General features: G+C 46.6%; 13 protein-coding genes and 1 pseudogene. 12 read left to right on the top strand and 2 right to left on the bottom strand.

The window, feature by feature from the left end:
* Window positions 1–10 precede the first annotated feature (10 nt).
* The 10 genes from malP to NST16_RS13645 all read left to right on the top strand — a co-directional run bounded on the left by malP (window position 11) and on the right by NST16_RS13645 (window position 12319).
* On the top strand, window positions 11–1597 hold the full coding sequence (gene malP / locus NST16_RS13690) for a PTS maltose transporter subunit IIBC (protein WP_340887178.1): 1587 nt from the start codon (window positions 11–13) through the stop codon (window positions 1595–1597).
* A 105-nt stretch (window positions 1598–1702) separates the two neighbouring features.
* A complete protein-coding gene (locus NST16_RS13685; RefSeq protein WP_340887177.1) occupies window positions 1703–3424 on the top strand; it encodes an ABC transporter ATP-binding protein in 1722 nt (573 codons plus the stop codon).
* Window positions 3418–5232, top strand: a complete 1815-nt coding sequence (locus NST16_RS13680) for an ABC transporter ATP-binding protein (RefSeq protein WP_340887176.1) — start codon at window positions 3418–3420, stop codon at window positions 5230–5232. The genes NST16_RS13685 and NST16_RS13680 overlap by 7 nt, the downstream gene beginning before the upstream one ends.
* 162 nt (window positions 5233–5394) lie before the next feature.
* Complete coding sequence (gene catD, locus NST16_RS13675; RefSeq protein WP_326192447.1) at window positions 5395–5799, top strand: DoxX family oxidoreductase CatD; 405 nt, start codon at window positions 5395–5397, stop codon at window positions 5797–5799.
* Between the two features lie 17 nt (window positions 5800–5816).
* Entirely contained in the window at window positions 5817–6674 is an 858-nt protein-coding gene (locus NST16_RS13670) for a VOC family protein (protein WP_340887175.1), read from the top strand.
* Window positions 6675–7004: 330 nt separating this feature from the next.
* Window positions 7005–8207, top strand: coding sequence for a sensor histidine kinase (locus tag NST16_RS13665; RefSeq protein ID WP_340887174.1), 1203 nt, complete (start codon window positions 7005–7007; stop codon window positions 8205–8207).
* Entirely contained in the window at window positions 8204–8866 is a 663-nt protein-coding gene (locus tag NST16_RS13660; RefSeq protein WP_268447365.1) for a response regulator, read from the top strand. The genes NST16_RS13665 and NST16_RS13660 overlap by 4 nt, the downstream gene beginning before the upstream one ends.
* A gap of 143 nt (window positions 8867–9009) precedes the next feature.
* Window positions 9010–9945 (top strand): ABC transporter ATP-binding protein, encoded by a 936-nt coding sequence (locus NST16_RS13655; protein WP_326196973.1) that lies wholly within the window; start codon window positions 9010–9012, stop codon window positions 9943–9945.
* Window positions 9946–9956: 11 nt separating this feature from the next.
* Window positions 9957–11147, top strand: a complete 1191-nt coding sequence (locus tag NST16_RS13650; protein WP_340887173.1) for an ABC transporter permease — start codon at window positions 9957–9959, stop codon at window positions 11145–11147.
* A gap of 14 nt (window positions 11148–11161) precedes the next feature.
* Window positions 11162–12319: an ABC transporter permease gene (locus NST16_RS13645; RefSeq protein WP_326218857.1), complete on the top strand. Its 1158-nt coding sequence runs from the start codon at window positions 11162–11164 to the stop codon at window positions 12317–12319.
* Window positions 12320–12427: 108 nt separating this feature from the next.
* On the opposite strand, the gene NST16_RS13640 is transcribed toward NST16_RS13645, so the two are convergent.
* Window positions 12428–12991 (bottom strand): PadR family transcriptional regulator, encoded by a 564-nt coding sequence (locus NST16_RS13640; protein ID WP_168747234.1) that lies wholly within the window; start codon window positions 12989–12991, stop codon window positions 12428–12430.
* 408 nt (window positions 12992–13399) lie between these two features.
* Between NST16_RS13640 and NST16_RS13635 the strand changes: the two genes are divergently transcribed.
* A complete protein-coding gene (locus NST16_RS13635; RefSeq protein WP_029441297.1) occupies window positions 13400–14032 on the top strand; it encodes an esterase/lipase family protein in 633 nt (210 codons plus the stop codon).
* Between the two features lie 108 nt (window positions 14033–14140).
* Here NST16_RS13635 and NST16_RS20845 read toward each other — a convergent pair.
* Window positions 14141–14251, bottom strand: a pseudogene (locus NST16_RS20845) (TetR/AcrR family transcriptional regulator); the annotation flags it as partial.
* A 251-nt stretch (window positions 14252–14502) separates the two neighbouring features.
* Here NST16_RS20845 and NST16_RS13630 point away from each other — a divergent pair.
* Window positions 14503–15591 (top strand): acyltransferase family protein, encoded by a 1089-nt coding sequence (locus NST16_RS13630; protein ID WP_168747235.1) that lies wholly within the window; start codon window positions 14503–14505, stop codon window positions 15589–15591.
* Window positions 15592–15619 lie beyond the last annotated feature (28 nt).

The raw sequence follows: 15619 nt of genomic DNA, 5'->3' as shown, positions 1-15619 counted from the left end.
GGGTTTTGATATGATGCAAAAAGTCCAGCGCTTTGGAAGCGCGATGTTTGTGCCTGTTCTATTATTCGCGTTCGCCGGCATTATTGTCGGTGTCAGCACGCTTTTCAAAAACGAAACCCTGATGGGCCCGCTCGCCGATCCTGACGGGTTTTGGTACCAGTGCTGGTATATCATTGAGCAGGGCGGCTGGACCGTATTTAATCAAATGCCGCTCTTATTTGCCATCGGCATCCCAGTCGCTTTGGCGAAAAAAGCTCAGGCGCGCGCTTGTTTGGAAGCGCTTACGGTTTACTTGACGTTCAACTACTTTGTCAGCTCGATCCTGACGGTATGGGGAGGAGCATTCGGCGTCGACATGAACCAAGAGGTCGGCGGAACGAGCGGATTAACGATGATTGCCGGCATTAAAACGCTTGATACCAACATTATTGGGGCAATTTTTATTTCTTCCATTGTTGTATTTTTGCATAACCGCTATTTTGATAAAAAACTGCCTGATTTTCTCGGCATCTTTCAAGGCTCCACGTATATCGTCATGATTTCCTTCTTCATTATGATTCCGGTCGCTCTGGCCGTGTCTTTTATCTGGCCGATGGTCCAAACGGGAATCGGCTCGCTTCAAAGCTTCCTTGTTGCCTCGGGGGCAGCAGGTGTATGGGTTTACACGTTCCTGGAACGGATTTTGATCCCGACCGGTCTTCATCATTTTATTTACACGCCGTTCATCTACGGACCGGCTGTGGCGGAAGGCGGTATCGTCACGTATTGGGCGCAGCACCTCGGTGAATATTCACAAAGCGCCAAACCGCTGAAGGACCTGTTCCCGCAAGGCGGATTCGCGCTTCACGGCAATTCGAAAATCTTCGGCATTCCGGGAATTGCGCTCGCGTTTTATGTCACAGCCAAAAAGGAAAAGAAAAAACTCGTCGCCGGCCTGCTGATTCCTGTCACACTTACGGCGATCGTCGCCGGCATTACAGAGCCGATTGAGTTTACTTTCTTATTCATCTCTCCTTTCCTATTTGCGGTTCACGCCGTACTCGCCGCGACAATGTCGACGGTCATGTATATGGCCGGTGTTGTCGGAAACATGGGGGGCGGGTTAATCGAGGCGGTTACCTTGAACTGGATTCCGCTCTTTGGCAGCCACGGTATGACGTATGTGTATCAAGTTCTGATTGGACTCTCATTTACTGCTATTTATTTTTTCGTCTTCCGATTTCTGATCCTTAAATTCAATATTGCCACACCGGGACGTGAAATTGACGATCAGCAGGAAACAAAGCTGTATTCAAAACAGGAATACAGAGAAAGAAAAAACAAAAAGGATGAAACCGCCTCCGCTGCGGAAACGGCAGATGAAACCGCTGCATTGTACATCGAAGCGTTAGGCGGAAAAGACAACATCACCGAGGTCACAAACTGCGCCACGCGCCTCAGAGTCAGCGTCAAGGATGAAAAAAAGGTCGAACCCGACAGCGTCTTCCGCGCGCTTGGCGCACACGGCGTCGTAAGAAACGGGAAAGCGTTTCAGGTGATTATCGGATTGAGTGTACCGCAGATGCGGGAGCGTGTGGAAAAACTATTAGATCAATAAAGCAGACCCTCCTTTATAGGAGGGTTTTCGTTTGCCGTCAAAAAGACCATCATAGTAAAGTAAAGATAGAGACAACCGATTATAAAGGGATTTGGAGGCTTTTACATGTCAAAGGCTTTATCATATTTAAAACCATACTCACTTCTGGTGGGAATTGCGCTGATTCTCATGCTGACGGAACTCGCGGTTGAACTGGTACAGCCTCTATTGATTGCAAAAATCATCGACGATGGGATTTTGAAGCAAGACATGCGGCACGTTTGGATATGGGGTGCGGTCATGATCGGACTGACCATTTTATCATTTGCGGCGGGTATGCTGAATTCCTTTTACGCTGCCCATGTCAGCCAAAGCTTTTCCTATGATACGAGAAAAGGGCTTTTTCAAAAAATCCAGTCCTTCTCTTATTCAACATTTGGACAGTTTTCGTCCTCATCCTATATGACAAGGCTCACAAACGATGTAACACAGGTGCAAAACCTGATTTTTATGAGCCTGAGGTTTATGCTGCGTGCGCCGTTAATGATTGTGGGCGGCATTGTGCTGTCACTCGCTGTTAACGTGAAGCTCGGCTTTTTTCTTCTTGTGACGATTCCGATCCTGATTTTGTTTTTGCTTTGGGTACTGAAAAAAGGCGGAGCGCTGTTTAGGTCTGTGCAGAAACGGCTGGATCAAGTGAATACGATCATGCAGGAAAATTTAACTGCGATCAAGCTGATTAAAGCGCTGCTGCGCGGAAGCCATGAGGTCAAGAGATTTATCAAAGCAAACACGATGCTGATGCAAAAAACGGTCTCGGCATTTCAGCTTGTAGAATTTACAATGCCTGTGCTGATGCTGCTGATGAACCTCTGCATTCTGTTTATTTTATGGGCGGGAGCTCACAGCATTACAAGCGGAGGCACTCAGGTCGGCGATGTCGTCGCGGTTATTAACTATGCGACACGAATTACGGGTGCGCTTTCTATGTTCCCGTTTTTGATTATGATTTTCACCCGGGCAAAAGCCTCAGGCGACAGAATCGGCGAAGTGCTTGAAACAGAAGGTGACGAGCAGGAGGGAGGATTACTCTCAGATCGCTTGTCAGGCCGAATTGACTTTCAGGATGTGTCCTTCCGATATCCGGATATGGACAGAGAAGCGCTGCGGCATGTCACATTTTCCGCAAAGCCGAAAGAAACGATCGCGATTCTCGGGGCGACAGGATCAGGAAAATCAACGCTTTTTCAGCTCATCCCGCGGCTTTATCAGCCGGATTCGGGCAGCATTTACATAGATGAAAAGCCAATTGATGACTTTCCGGCCGAGGGTCTTCGCAAGCAAATCGGATTTGTGCCCCAGGAAGTGCTCTTGTTTTCAGGCACAATCAAAGAAAATATTGCTTGGGGCAAAGAACATGCTTCACTTGATGAAATAATGGAAGCGGCAAAACATGCGCAAATCCATGAAACGATCATGAAGCTTCCAAAGGGATATGATACCGTTCTGGGACAAAGAGGCGTCAATTTGTCCGGCGGCCAAAAGCAGCGGATTTCTATTGCACGGGCGCTCATCAGAAAACCATCCATCCTTCTTTTGGATGACAGCACAAGCGCGCTTGACCTGCAAACGGAAGCGAATCTGCTTGAGGCCATCAGCACATATGAGTGCACAACCTTAATCATTACACAAAAAATAACAACGGCCATGAAAGCTGATGAAATCTTGCTGATGGAGGATGGCGAGCTGATAGAAAAAGGCACACACAGCGAGCTGCTTTCTGAATCACATTTATACAAGCGCATTTACGAGTCGCAATTCGGAAGGGAGGGGAGCGAGTCATGCTGAAAGACATCCGCAAGCCTTTCCAATATCCCAAAATCCCAATCGATAAAAAAGAACGCGCCAAAAAAAGAGCGAAGGCAAAGGATACAAAAGGCACCCTGAGACGAATCTGGTTGTACCTGGCAGAACGAAAAGGGCTGCTCATACTCGTTATGCTGATGGTCGTAATCAGCGCGATATTCGGCCTCCTCGGCCCCTTTGTTATTGGAAAGGCCATCGATCATTTCATCGTCGGCCAGACGGTCAGCGGGCTTATTCCCGTTCTGCTCATTCTGCTTGGCATATATCTCATTCAATCTTTGTCGCTCTGGTTTCAAAACTATTGGATGATCACGATTTCGCAAGGCACAGTCTTTAGAATGCGAAGCGAGCTGTTCACCCATCTGCATGAGCTGCCGATCCCGTTTTTTGATAAACAGCGGCATGGAGAGCTGATGAGCCGGGTGACCAATGACATCGAAAATGTCAGCTCCACTTTAAATACGTCGGTGATTCAAATTCTGTCGAGCGTCATTACCTTCGTCGGAACGATTGCCGTCATGCTGTATATGAGCCCGCTGCTGACGGTGATTACGCTGACGATCATTCCAGTAATGGCGGTAAGTTTGAAATGGATCACTAACCGTACGGGGAAACTCTTTAAAGAACAGCAAAAAAACCTTGGCGAGCTGAACGGATATATTGAAGAAAGCATTTCAGGCGCCAAGGTCATCAAAGCGTATTCACGGGAAGACCAGATCACAGCTGAATTTCTGGAAAAAAACGCCGCACTCAAGACTTCAGGCTTCTGGGCACAGACGATTTCCGGCTTTATCCCGAAAGTGATGAACTCTTTAAACAATTTAAGCTTTACAATCATTGCCGCAATCGGCGGACTGTTTGCGCTGAAAGGCTGGATATCCATCGGCACCATCGTTGTCTTTGCCGAGTACTCAAGACAGTTCACACGCCCTTTAAATGATCTGGCCAATCAGTTTAATACGATGCTGTCCGCTATTGCCGGCGCTGAACGGGTGTTTGACGTGCTGGATGAAAAAGAGGAGCGGGAGGATGAAAAGAATGCCCTGCATCAGCCGATACAAACAGGCAGCATTGAATTCCGAAATGTTTCCTTCGGCTACGAGGAAAACAATCAGACGCTGAAACACCTCCAATTCACAGTGCCGGCCGGGCAGTCAATCGCCTTTGTCGGCCCGACGGGAGCGGGAAAAACCACTGTTACCAATCTGCTTGCCCGTTTTTATGAGCCCAATGAGGGGAGCATTTTAATCGACGGGATTGATATTAAAAAGCTGACAAGAGCCAGCCTGAGAAAAAACATGGGGTTTGTGCTTCAGGATTCGTTCTTATTCCAAGGCACGATCAGAGAAAATATCCGCTACGGCAGGCTCGATGCCTCCGATCAGGAAGTCGAGGCCGCAGCAAAAACAGCGAATGCGCACAGCTTTATTGCGCGGATGCCAAAAGGATATGATACAGTGCTGACACAAAACGGCTCGGGCATCAGTCAAGGGCAGAAGCAATTGATCTCTATAGCAAGAGCCGTGCTGGCCGATCCGGTTCTGCTCATTTTGGATGAAGCGACAAGCAACATTGACACCGTAACAGAAGTGAAAATTCAAGAAGCGCTTGCCCGCTTAATGGAGGGGAGAACGAGCGTCATCATTGCCCACAGGCTGAATACCATTCAACGAGCGGATCAGATTGTTGTGTTAAAAGACGGCGAAATGATTGAAAAAGGCAGCCATGATGAGCTGATACGCCAAAAAGGATTTTACAGTGACTTATACGAAAGCCAATTTAAGCAATAATGAAAAAGACCTTTGTCCTGCACAAAGGTCTTTTTTGTTACAGATTTATAGTACTTTCATTTCAATTTCGTAAAATGTAACAAAATTACTTGACGTAAACAAGTTATGTATATATACTAGCTTACATTAAGTAAGTGATAACATTTATCAAGGAGGATAAAAATGAATAAATCATTTGAAATTGGCACATTACTTTTAAGAGTTATCACAGGTATTATCTTTTTTGTTCACGGTTTATCAAAGTTTCAGGCAATGGAGGGCACGATCCAATTTTTCGGCAGCATAGGTCTTCCAAGCTTTATGGCGTATGTCATCGCAGCGATTGAACTCGTTGGCGGAGTGCTCGTCTTTTTCGGATTGGCTACACGTATTGTCGGTGTTCTGTTTGCTCTCACATTGATCGGAGCCATTATTACAGTGAAGCTGAAAGCGCCATTTATGGGCAATGCAGAATTTGATTACCTTCTGCTTTTGACATCCATTCACCTGGCACTTTCTGGAAGCCGTTTCTTGGCGCTGGACTCATTTGTGTTTAAAGCAAAAAAGAACGAAAATGTATCAGCATAAGAAAAGAGGCATACAGCATGACCAGCATTCATGAGGGTACAACCATTGGCTATGTCAAACTCACAATCCGCAGTCTGGAGCGTTCCCTTCAGTTCTATTGCAATGTGATCGGCTTTCAAGTCTTGAAAAAGACGGACCGCCGAGCTGAATTAACGGCTGACGGAATACGCACCCTCCTTATTCTTGAAGAAAATCCAAGCGCTGTCGTCTTGCCTGAACGCACGGTAACGGGCCTGTATCACTTTGCGATTCTGCTGCCCAACAGAAAGGAACTTGGTATCGCACTCGCCCGCTTGATTGAAAACGGGATTGCCCTCGGTCAGGGAGACCACGCTGTCAGCGAGGCGCTCTATCTCTCTGATCCTGACGGAAACGGAATTGAAATGTACGCTGACCGTCCTCGCAGCACTTGGCAGCGGGATCGTGAAGGAAACTACGTCATGACAACAACCGCTGTCGACATCGAGAGCCTTTTGGAAGAGGCCGGAGAAGTGCGGAAAACAACACTTCCAAACGGTACGGTCATCGGGCACATTCATCTGCATGTCAGCGATCTGAAAGAAGCAAAAGCGTTTTACACAGATGTGCTGGGCTTTGACATTGTCGGAGACTATGCGGGCATGTCTGCTCTCTTCGTTTCAGCCGGTGGATACCACCACCATATCGGCTTAAACATTTGGGCGGGAAGAAACGCGCCGCCTAAACCGGCAAATGCCAGCGGACTAGACTATTACACTGTTGTCCTGCCTCATCAAGAGGAACTCAAACGTGTGGCGGACCGAGTCAAAAACGCTGGATATTCGATTGAAGAAACGGAAGATCATTTTCATGTGAAAGACCCTGTCTCCGGAGCGCTTATCAAATTTGTGATTTGACTGTCATCCCTTTGCCGTAAATAACGGCAGAGGGATTTTTTATTTTTGTCCGCCTTGTTATGGTAAGAGAACTAACCTGTAAGGGGGCGTTAGACATGGAACTGAACCATCTTGTAACGGGCTCAATCGCTTTAAATAGAGCAAAATGATGCTTTATTTAACACCTATTATTCGGGAGCGATGAATTCGAATAAATAAGTGACAGCGCCGCATTTGACATAGAGTTCATATGCGGTTTTTAAATTCCGGGATTTATCTTCCAGAAACACCTGTAAAAAATAACAAGAGGCAGGTATGATAAGAAAGGAATTGCTTATAGGAGTGATGAGCGTGAAGGCTCTTTTATTTACAAGAATTTTCACCTTAATGGTGAGCTGTTCGATGTATCTGCCCCTCGTAAAGAATGATAATTGGTTTGAATATCTATTTATAGCGTTAGGAGCTGCCGTGTATGCAGCCAATCATTTTCTGCTGAAAATAGAGAAGTATGACGTCTGGTTTTGTCTGATTGATATTACGGTGGGCTTTTCGTTTGGATTCATGTTTCCCGGCACTGGTTTGTTCATTATTATGCTATGTCCGGTAGCTGTCGCATTTTTTCTGCGCGGGTTCAATAGAAAAATGGCATGGTCTGTGTTATGTCTTTGCTCCATTTTATTTTCAATTGTCCTCATTCGTACATATCTATTAGTCGGCAATGAATACGTCATGGATCATATCACCAGCATGACATTTGTGGTGTTCTGCGGAGTCGTCGGTAAATTAATCGGCAAACTTCTTGAAGCACAAGAAACGGCAAAACAGCAGTTTCAGGAACTCACGGATTCGCATCGGGCGCTGTCAGCTGCACACCAGGAGCTGCATTTATATGCGAAGCAGGTCGAAGAACTCACCGCCATTCACGAGCGGAACAGAATGGCACGGGACATCCATGATACAGTGGGGCACAAAATGACGGCGCTTCTTGTCCAGTTGCAGCTTCTGCGTGAATGGCAAAAAAGAGACAGCCGAAAAGCGGAAGAAACAGTCGGGGTATGTGAAACGCTTGCCCGTGAAGCGCTTGATGATATCCGCTTATCAGTACGCACCCTGCAAACGGAGAGCGATCCCTCATTCATTGAATCGCTGAAACAGCTGACAGAAGACTTTTACAAAAATGCGGGCGTCACATCCGAACTATCGGTCAGCGGCGACCCTGCGCTGGTCCCGCTGTCTCTGCACCCGACTGTGATCAGAACAGTGCAGGAGGCGCTGACAAATGCCAAACGGCACGGCGGCGCCACAGCCTGTTCAATCCAGCTTGCCTGCACAACGGACAGCATCAGCCTTGTTATGAAGGATGACGGAAAAGGAAATCCCGAGGCGGCACTCGGCTTTGGTCTTTTGAATATGAAAAAGCGGGCAGCGGAGCACGGCGGATCGATCCGCTTTGAAAGTGAAACGGATCAAGGATTTACTGTAATCGCCGAATTTTCTTTGGCCAATAAAAAATGGAGCTTTGGGCCCGCGCAGCAAAAGGAGAGTTTATCATGATTAAGATCATCATTACCGACGATCAGGATATCGTCAGGGAAGGGCTGGCATCCCTGCTTCAGCTCCGAGAAGAACTCGATGTCATCGCCACAGCGCGAAACGGACAGGAAGCCTTTGAAAAGGCGAAAGAGCTTGAGCCGGATATCGTATTAATGGACATTCGCATGCCGGTTTCCAACGGGGTGGAGGGAACAAAATTGATCACCAGCTCGCTAACGGGCGTAAAGGTGCTGATGCTGACAACCTTTAAAGATTCAGAGCTGATTGCCGAAGCGCTTGAAGAAGGGGCAAGCGGTTACCTGTTAAAGGACATGTCAGCCGATACAATTGTGAAAGCGGTTATGACTGTTCAATCAGGCGGAATGGTGCTCCCGCCGGAACTCACAGCCCAAATGCTGAATGAATGGAAACGTGAAAAACAGCTGAAGGGAACGGAAGTGAAAGAAAAGCCGAAGGAGCTGCACGACTTAACCGAGCGCGAAATGGAAGTGCTGGCTCAGCTCGGGTACGGGCTGAACAATAAAGAAATTGCTGAAAAGCTGTACATTACAGAAGGCACAGTGAAAAATCACGTGTCAAACATTATCAGCAAACTGTCGGTCAGAGACAGAACCCAAGCTGCCATTTATTCCGTCAGACATGGCGTATCTGTCTTTTGATAGATGACGTTTGGCATATGCATTACCTTGAAAAGGCCTGCCGCAGGCCTTTTTTTTATGCCTGATGTTCTATCCGGCGCCACATGTTTTACACTCTCATCTCTTCTACAATGGCAATGGGATAAAAAAAGGAGTGAAACGGCGTGCTTCAAGCAGAAAATATCAAAAAGGCATACGGAAAAAAAACAATTGTCAAAGGAATCTCTTTTTCCTTGAAAAAGGGTGAGTCGTTCGGACTGCTCGGACCGAACGGAGCGGGGAAGTCCACAACCATTTCTATGATTTCCGGACTTGTGCCGCTTGACGGAGGGGAGATTACAGTCGGCGGGTATGTCATCGGCAAAGACACGAACAAAGCCAAACAAAAAATCGGCATCGTCCCGCAGGAAATCGCCCTGTACCCGACACTGACGGCTCAAGAAAATCTCGTATTCTGGGGGAAAATGTATGGACTCACGCATGGAGAGGCCAAAAAAAGATCAGCAGAAGTCCTTGAGTATGTCGGACTGACTGAGCGTGCTAAAGAGAAAATCGAAACCTTCTCAGGCGGAATGAAACGGAGAATCAATATCGGCGCCGCCCTTATGCATAAGCCTGAGCTGCTAATCATGGATGAACCGACCGTCGGCATCGACCCCCAATCGAGAAATCATATCTTAGAAACAGTCAAACAGCTCAACGAAACAGGCATGACTGTGATCTATACGAGTCACTACATGGAAGAGGTCGAGTATTTATGCGACCGGATCGGCATTATTGATCAGGGAGAAATGATTGCGATCGGCACAAAAACCGACTTGTGCAGCCGCCTTGGAGGAGACACGATCATCCAAATGACTGTCAGCAGGACAGATGAAGGGTTCCTTTCTGCTGTCCGCTCTCTTGCCCATGTGAATGATGTGACAGTGAGTGAATCTGAGCTCAAAATTGAGGTTGCTGCGGCGCACCATGAGAAAGTAGTCACCAGCCTGCTCACGGAAGCCGCTGCCCATCAAACAAATCTCCTGTCTCTCCAGGTTCAGGAGCCAAATTTGGAGCGCCTGTTTCTGAATCTGACCGGCCGCACATTGCGGGATTAGGAGGGATGGCGATGAAAAAAGCAATATGGATCGCATGGAAAGATGTCAAAATCAGAATCACGGACAAAAAAGGGTTTATGATGCTTATCCTAATGCCGCTGATCTTAACAGCCATCTTAGGGGCCGCTCTTGGATCAATCCTTGGCGGAGGCAGCGAGATTGATGAAATCAAAGTCGGCTATGTCCAGTCTGATCAGTCAGGCCCGTCGAGGATGCTTAAAACAGATGTACTTGAAAAAATGAAGATGATTAAGGTCACAGAAGCCGGCAGTGAAAAGGAGATGAAAAAGCTGCTGGCGGAAAAGAAAATTGATGTCGGAATTGTCGTCCCGGCACATTGGGGATCCGGCAAGAAACCGGCCGCTGTCTATGCTGGCACTGATCAGGAATTAAAAGGCTCTATCATAGAAACGGCTGCAGTGTCTTTTATAGATCAATACAAGGCGGTCCGAGAAGCGTCATCCGCCTCAATGGAATACGTCACCAAGACGGAAGCTGCAAAACGAGGAAAGCTCAATCCTTCCCTCATTGCAGAAAACCTTGCAAAGACGCTTGAAAAAGAAGCGGGTGCCAGTCTTGCTGTTACAGAGAAATCAATCGGCACAAAAGAAGTTACCAGTTTTCAATACTATTCGGCGGCAATGCTATGCATGTTTATGCTGTTTCATATGACGGTCGGCGCGAAATCATTTTTGCTGGAAAAGGAAACGGAAACCCTTGCCAGACTGCTGATGACGCCTGCACAAAAATACGCCATTCTCTTCGGAAAGTGGCTCGGAACCTATTTGTTTGCCATTATACAATTTTTCATTTTTCTTATTGTAACCATCAATGTGTTTGATGTGGACTGGGGAGATAATCTCTTGTTCGTGAGTGTGCTGGGGCTGTCTTACGCAGCAGCTGTATCCGGCATTTCAGTGCTTCTTGCTTCATGCCTCAGCGATATGAAGTCAGCGAATGTTTTAGGCGGTTTTGGGATACAGGTGCTTGCCGTTCTCGGCGGTTCTATGCTTCCGCTTTATCAATTTCCGGATTTCCTGCAGTCTGTTTCAAAGGCGGTGCCAAATCGATGGGCGCTCGAAGGCTTTCTTTCCTTAATGGAGGGGGGAGGCTGGGCTGAACTTCAAACGCCGGTCCTTCTTTTTGCGGCAATCGGCCTTTGTTCACTGGCTGTTGGCATCAGAAGGCTTCACACAAGATAAGGAGGTAAAACACGGTGAAAAAAATCATAGCCATTTGCGGCGTTGAGCTTTCTCTCATTTTCAAGAAGCCGCAGAACTATTTGATGATGTTCGCTGCCCCGCTGCTGCTGACCTTGGTATTCGGCGGTCTGCTCGGCGGAAATGATGATAAGGTGCTGCTTGCGATCGTCGATCAGGATGATACACTTCTTTCGCAGCATTATATCCGGGAGCTCAAGCAACTTGATGATATGTATACCTTTCAAACGATGTCTAAAAGCAAAGCTTCAGAAAAACTGAAACAAAAGAAAATTGCCGGAGTCATCACCCTTTCCCGCACTTTCCAAGAGAAGCTTGAAAAAGGCGAGAAGCCGGAGCTGGTCTTCAGCCACGGTCCAGAACTAACAGGAGCGCCCGTTGCTAAACAGTATGCCGAAAGCAAGCTGGCAAAGCTCAACATTCAGGTAACCGCGGCAAAAACGGCGGCCGAGGCGGCGGGGGAGAGCTGGAAGTCGGCTTATAAAACGGTAATCGCCAAAGGTCATAGAGATAGCGCTCCAGCTGTAAAACGGGAATCTCTCAATGATAAAAAAGAAGGCAAGGGCGTAAGTGACAAAGCTTCACGAGCTGCAGGCTTTTCCATTCTGTTTGTAATGCTGACAATGATGGGGGCAGCGGGCACGATATTAGAAGCGCGAAAAAGCGGTGTCTGGCAGAGACTGCTCACCGCGTCTGTCAGCCGCGCGGAAATTGGAGCGGGGTATGTGCTGTCGTTCTTTGTGATTGGCTGGATTCAATTTGGAATGCTGCTTCTCGCATCCCATTGGCTGTTCGGAATCAGCTGGGGCAATCCGGCTGCGCTGATCGTGTTAGTATCCTTTTTTCTGTTTGCAGTCGTGGGCAGCGGGCTGATGATTGCTGCCCATGTCAGAACGCCAGAACAGCAGCTCGCTTTTGGCAACTTGTTCGTTATTGCGACGTGTATGGTAAGCGGAATGTATTGGCCGATAGAAATTGAGCCGAAGCTGATGCAGTCCATTGCTGACTTTCTCCCGCAAAAGTGGGCGATGAGCGGACTGACTGAAATCATCGCTAACGGGGCAAACATCACGGATATACTCGGCATTTGCGGCATCTTGTTTGCTTTTGCAGCTGTCACCTTCACAGCGGGGCTGAAAGCGCTCCGAACGTAAAAGCATCCGCCTCCGGGCAGATGCTTTTTATCATTATATCTTGTTTTCTGTCAGGTTCAGTCTTTGTTCCAGATGTTGTTTGACGGACGGCCAGTCACTTTCGATCATTTAAGGCCGCTCCTGGGTATCCTCTTGTATCATGGCTGAAATATGCTCCAGCCAAGAAACGTAGGTTTTCTCCCGCTCCAGCGCTTTCGTCAGCACAAGGTAGTGGCCGAAATCCGGTGAAGAAAACGAAATCGGCTCTGCTGATGCCATTAGCTTTTCATAGCTCCTTTGCAGGTCAGCGAGCTTCTCCTTGCGCTTCAGCAGCTGGTCTGTAAACAAGTCGGCTGCCTCTTGGCGTGACAGAGAAGAAATGAAATAAGCCTTTAGCATAAATTCGTCCTTCACTGTTTCCGGAATAGGATGGTGGCGGGTCAGCCACGCGTGCAGTTCCTGTTTTCCGCTGTCAGTCAGGGTATACATTTTTTTCTCAAGTTTTGTGCCCTGAATCGTTGTCCGGAATGTGATAAAGCCTTCATCTGTCAGCTTTTTGAGCTCAGGATAAATCTGGCTGTGCTTGGCGCTCCAAAACTGGCCGAGCTCCGCTTTGAAATAACTTGTAATATCATACCCGCTCAATTCGCCTTTTCGTAAAAGCCCTAATATGGCGTATTTTAATACTCTCATGCTGTCCTCCGTGTCTATGGCTGTTTTTGCAAACCAGAAGTTTTCTCAATGCCCTGCCGCAAATCGTATCATTCTTTTCTCTTATACCAGGAAAACAAAATTGAATTCCTTCTTGAAACTTGTCCTATATCAAATAGTCATTGCCATCTCATGTCTAGCTTTCATCTGTTCCCTATATTATAGGAAAGGGAGGCTGGGAACACAACCGCATGTCTCCTACGCTTATTGTCCTTTCAAGTTGCTATCGAGTGTATGAATCAAGTGTACTGCAGACAACTGCCCTTCGACAGGTTTATGCTTATTTCAAAATAATAGGTAAATTGAAGATTCTGATAAGTTTATATTTACCAAGTTTAAATTTAATTGTATAATCATTCTGGTAAATACATAATTGAGGAGAAACGGAAAATGAAACGATTACTTATTGCATCATCTATTTGTCTATCATTGATTTTGTCTATTCTAGCCGCTCCGCCTTCAAGTGCAAAGGCGGAAACAGCACATAACCCTGTTGTTCTTGTTCATGGGATTAGCGGCGCGTCATACAATTTTTTTGCTATTAAAAATTACTTAATCTCTCAAGGCTGGCAAAGCAATAAACTATATGCGATTGATTTTTATGATAAGACAGGGAATAACCTAAATAACGGGCCGCAGCTTGCAGCATATATTGATCGTGTTTTAAAAGAAACAGGAGCAAAAAAAGTAGATATTGTGGCTCATAGCATGGGAGGAGCCAATACTCTATACTATATAAAATACTTAGGCGGGGGCAATAAGATTCAAAATGTTGTCACGCTTGGAGGAGCTAATGGTTTAGTGTCATCTGTTGCGCTGCCTGGTACAGATCCTAATCAAAAGATTCTCTATACATCAATCTACAGTCTAAATGATGAAATTGTCATCAATAGCTTGTCTCGATTACAAGGAGCCAGAAACATCCAGCTTTATGGCATCGGCCATATTGGCTTGCTTTCTAATAGCCAAGTCAACGCCTATATCAAAGAAGGATTAAATGGCGGGGGACTAAATACGAACTGATGCCTCAGGGTATGCGCTAGATTAAACCTGCTGTTCATGACAGCAGGTTTTTTGTTTTCTGATAGATTGAGGAATTCAGATCCTAGAGTAAGCGGTTATTCAGCTTCTATATTCCAGCTCAACCACTTCTTTACTGAAGCTTTTCGCTATTGCGGGAGCCCCACCGCCTTCAGGACAAATTGTCCCTTCCGTAACGCCAGCTTTTTTGGCGATTTCACTCGGGAATGCTGAAATCGAATTGGATTATTATCAAAAGGTGAATAGGACACTGTTCCAGCGCGTCAAGCATAGCAGCCCGGCTGTACGGGACAAATGGCTGAGGGCGGTATACCAAAAAGTTATAGGTTTTTATGGGTCTTATCTTTCATGCATTGCTGAAAGATAAGAAATCAGGCACTTTTTTCAATTGAAGCAGGTGTGTTATGGTACAACCATCGATTTCTAAAAATTTGAAATAAAGGAGCGCTGTTATGCAAATTAAAGAAATTTTTGTGATCCGCTGCATTTCGTGCTTAAGTGTCGTTCTGCTCCATATCATTTCAATGGTTCTGATGCTTCAGGCGGAAGCACTTGCCGATATTTCTCACACGGTTGATTCTTTGCGCACACTCCTGATGTTCAGCACGCCTGCTTTCATTTTCATCTCTGAGTTTTTGCTGGCGCGTTCTTATCCTGATGGGGTGCCGGAGGGGTTTTTGAAGAAGAGAGGAAAAGTGATTTTTATTCCGTTTTTGTTTATCGCAGCCATAGATGCCTTGCTGATGACCAGTGCAATGGGGGGAAAGCTGACATTTCTGGCGTTTGTTCAGAAATATCTGGAAAACGTATTTTTAGGAAACTTTATCGGATATTTCATTCTTGTCATCTTCCAATTTTACATCCTGCACATGCTCTTTCATGAGTATTTGAAAAAAGCATCGCCCAAATGGGTGCTGTCTGTCTCGTTTGTGGTGACAGCCGCTTATTTGGGCTATTTCTCAGCAGTCAGTCCGGCTCCCGCTTCTGAACAAGGCGGTTCCTTTCCGTTTTTCTGGGTTCCGTTTGCAGGCTGGCTTTTCTACTTTTGTCTCGCTTATTACTGCGGAAAAGAGTACAAGCAGTTTTTAGCGCTGCTGAATCAATACCGCTGGGTGATATACAGTGCTGCGATCGGATCCGCCGCGTTGGTTGTGGCTGTTTCTTATTTCGGAGAGGTCGGCATGATCAGCTCAAAGCGGCCTGACATCATGCTTTATTCAACAAGTATGATTTTCCTGTGCTTTCACCTGTTTTCTAACATAAAGCACGTGCCGAAAATCATTATGTTTATCAGTAACTACTCCTTTTCGATTTATCTGCTGCACGCCTATTTTATGATCATTGGCTATGTGTTGCTGTTGAATATGCCGGACATTCCCGCTGTGCCGGCCGTTTTCTTAATGTTTGCCGTCTGCACAGCGGGCCCGATCCTGACATCCTGGACACTGAACAAGTTTAAATATGGATATTTGTTTGTAGGGAAAATCTATCAGCCGAAGAAGCGAAAAGTAAAAATGGAAGTGCGAGACCACGCAGGCTGAAACATCGCGGCAGGAGAAACGTTCCTGC

This window comes from Bacillus sp. FSL K6-1005 (genome assembly GCF_038000225.1).
GTDB lineage: Bacteria > Bacillota > Bacilli > Bacillales > Bacillaceae > Bacillus > Bacillus mojavensis.
This window is presented reverse-complemented; position numbering and strand designations above follow the sequence as displayed.

Coding starts and splice junctions, on each gene's coding strand:
- malP (WP_340887178.1), top strand. CDS start 11: ATGATGCAAAAAGTCCAGCGCTTTGGAAGCGCGATGTTTGTGCCTGTT.
- NST16_RS13685 (WP_340887177.1), top strand. CDS start 1,703: ATGTCAAAGGCTTTATCATATTTAAAACCATACTCACTTCTGGTGGGA.
- NST16_RS13680 (WP_340887176.1), top strand. CDS start 3,418: ATGCTGAAAGACATCCGCAAGCCTTTCCAATATCCCAAAATCCCAATC.
- catD (WP_326192447.1), top strand. CDS start 5,395: ATGAATAAATCATTTGAAATTGGCACATTACTTTTAAGAGTTATCACA.
- NST16_RS13670 (WP_340887175.1), top strand. CDS start 5,817: ATGACCAGCATTCATGAGGGTACAACCATTGGCTATGTCAAACTCACA.
- NST16_RS13660 (WP_268447365.1), top strand. CDS start 8,204: ATGATTAAGATCATCATTACCGACGATCAGGATATCGTCAGGGAAGGG.
- NST16_RS13650 (WP_340887173.1), top strand. CDS start 9,957: ATGAAAAAAGCAATATGGATCGCATGGAAAGATGTCAAAATCAGAATC.
- NST16_RS13640 (WP_168747234.1), bottom strand. CDS start 12,991: ATGAGAGTATTAAAATACGCCATATTAGGGCTTTTACGAAAAGGCGAA.
- NST16_RS13635 (WP_029441297.1), top strand. CDS start 13,400: ATGAAACGATTACTTATTGCATCATCTATTTGTCTATCATTGATTTTG.
- NST16_RS13630 (WP_168747235.1), top strand. CDS start 14,503: ATGCAAATTAAAGAAATTTTTGTGATCCGCTGCATTTCGTGCTTAAGT.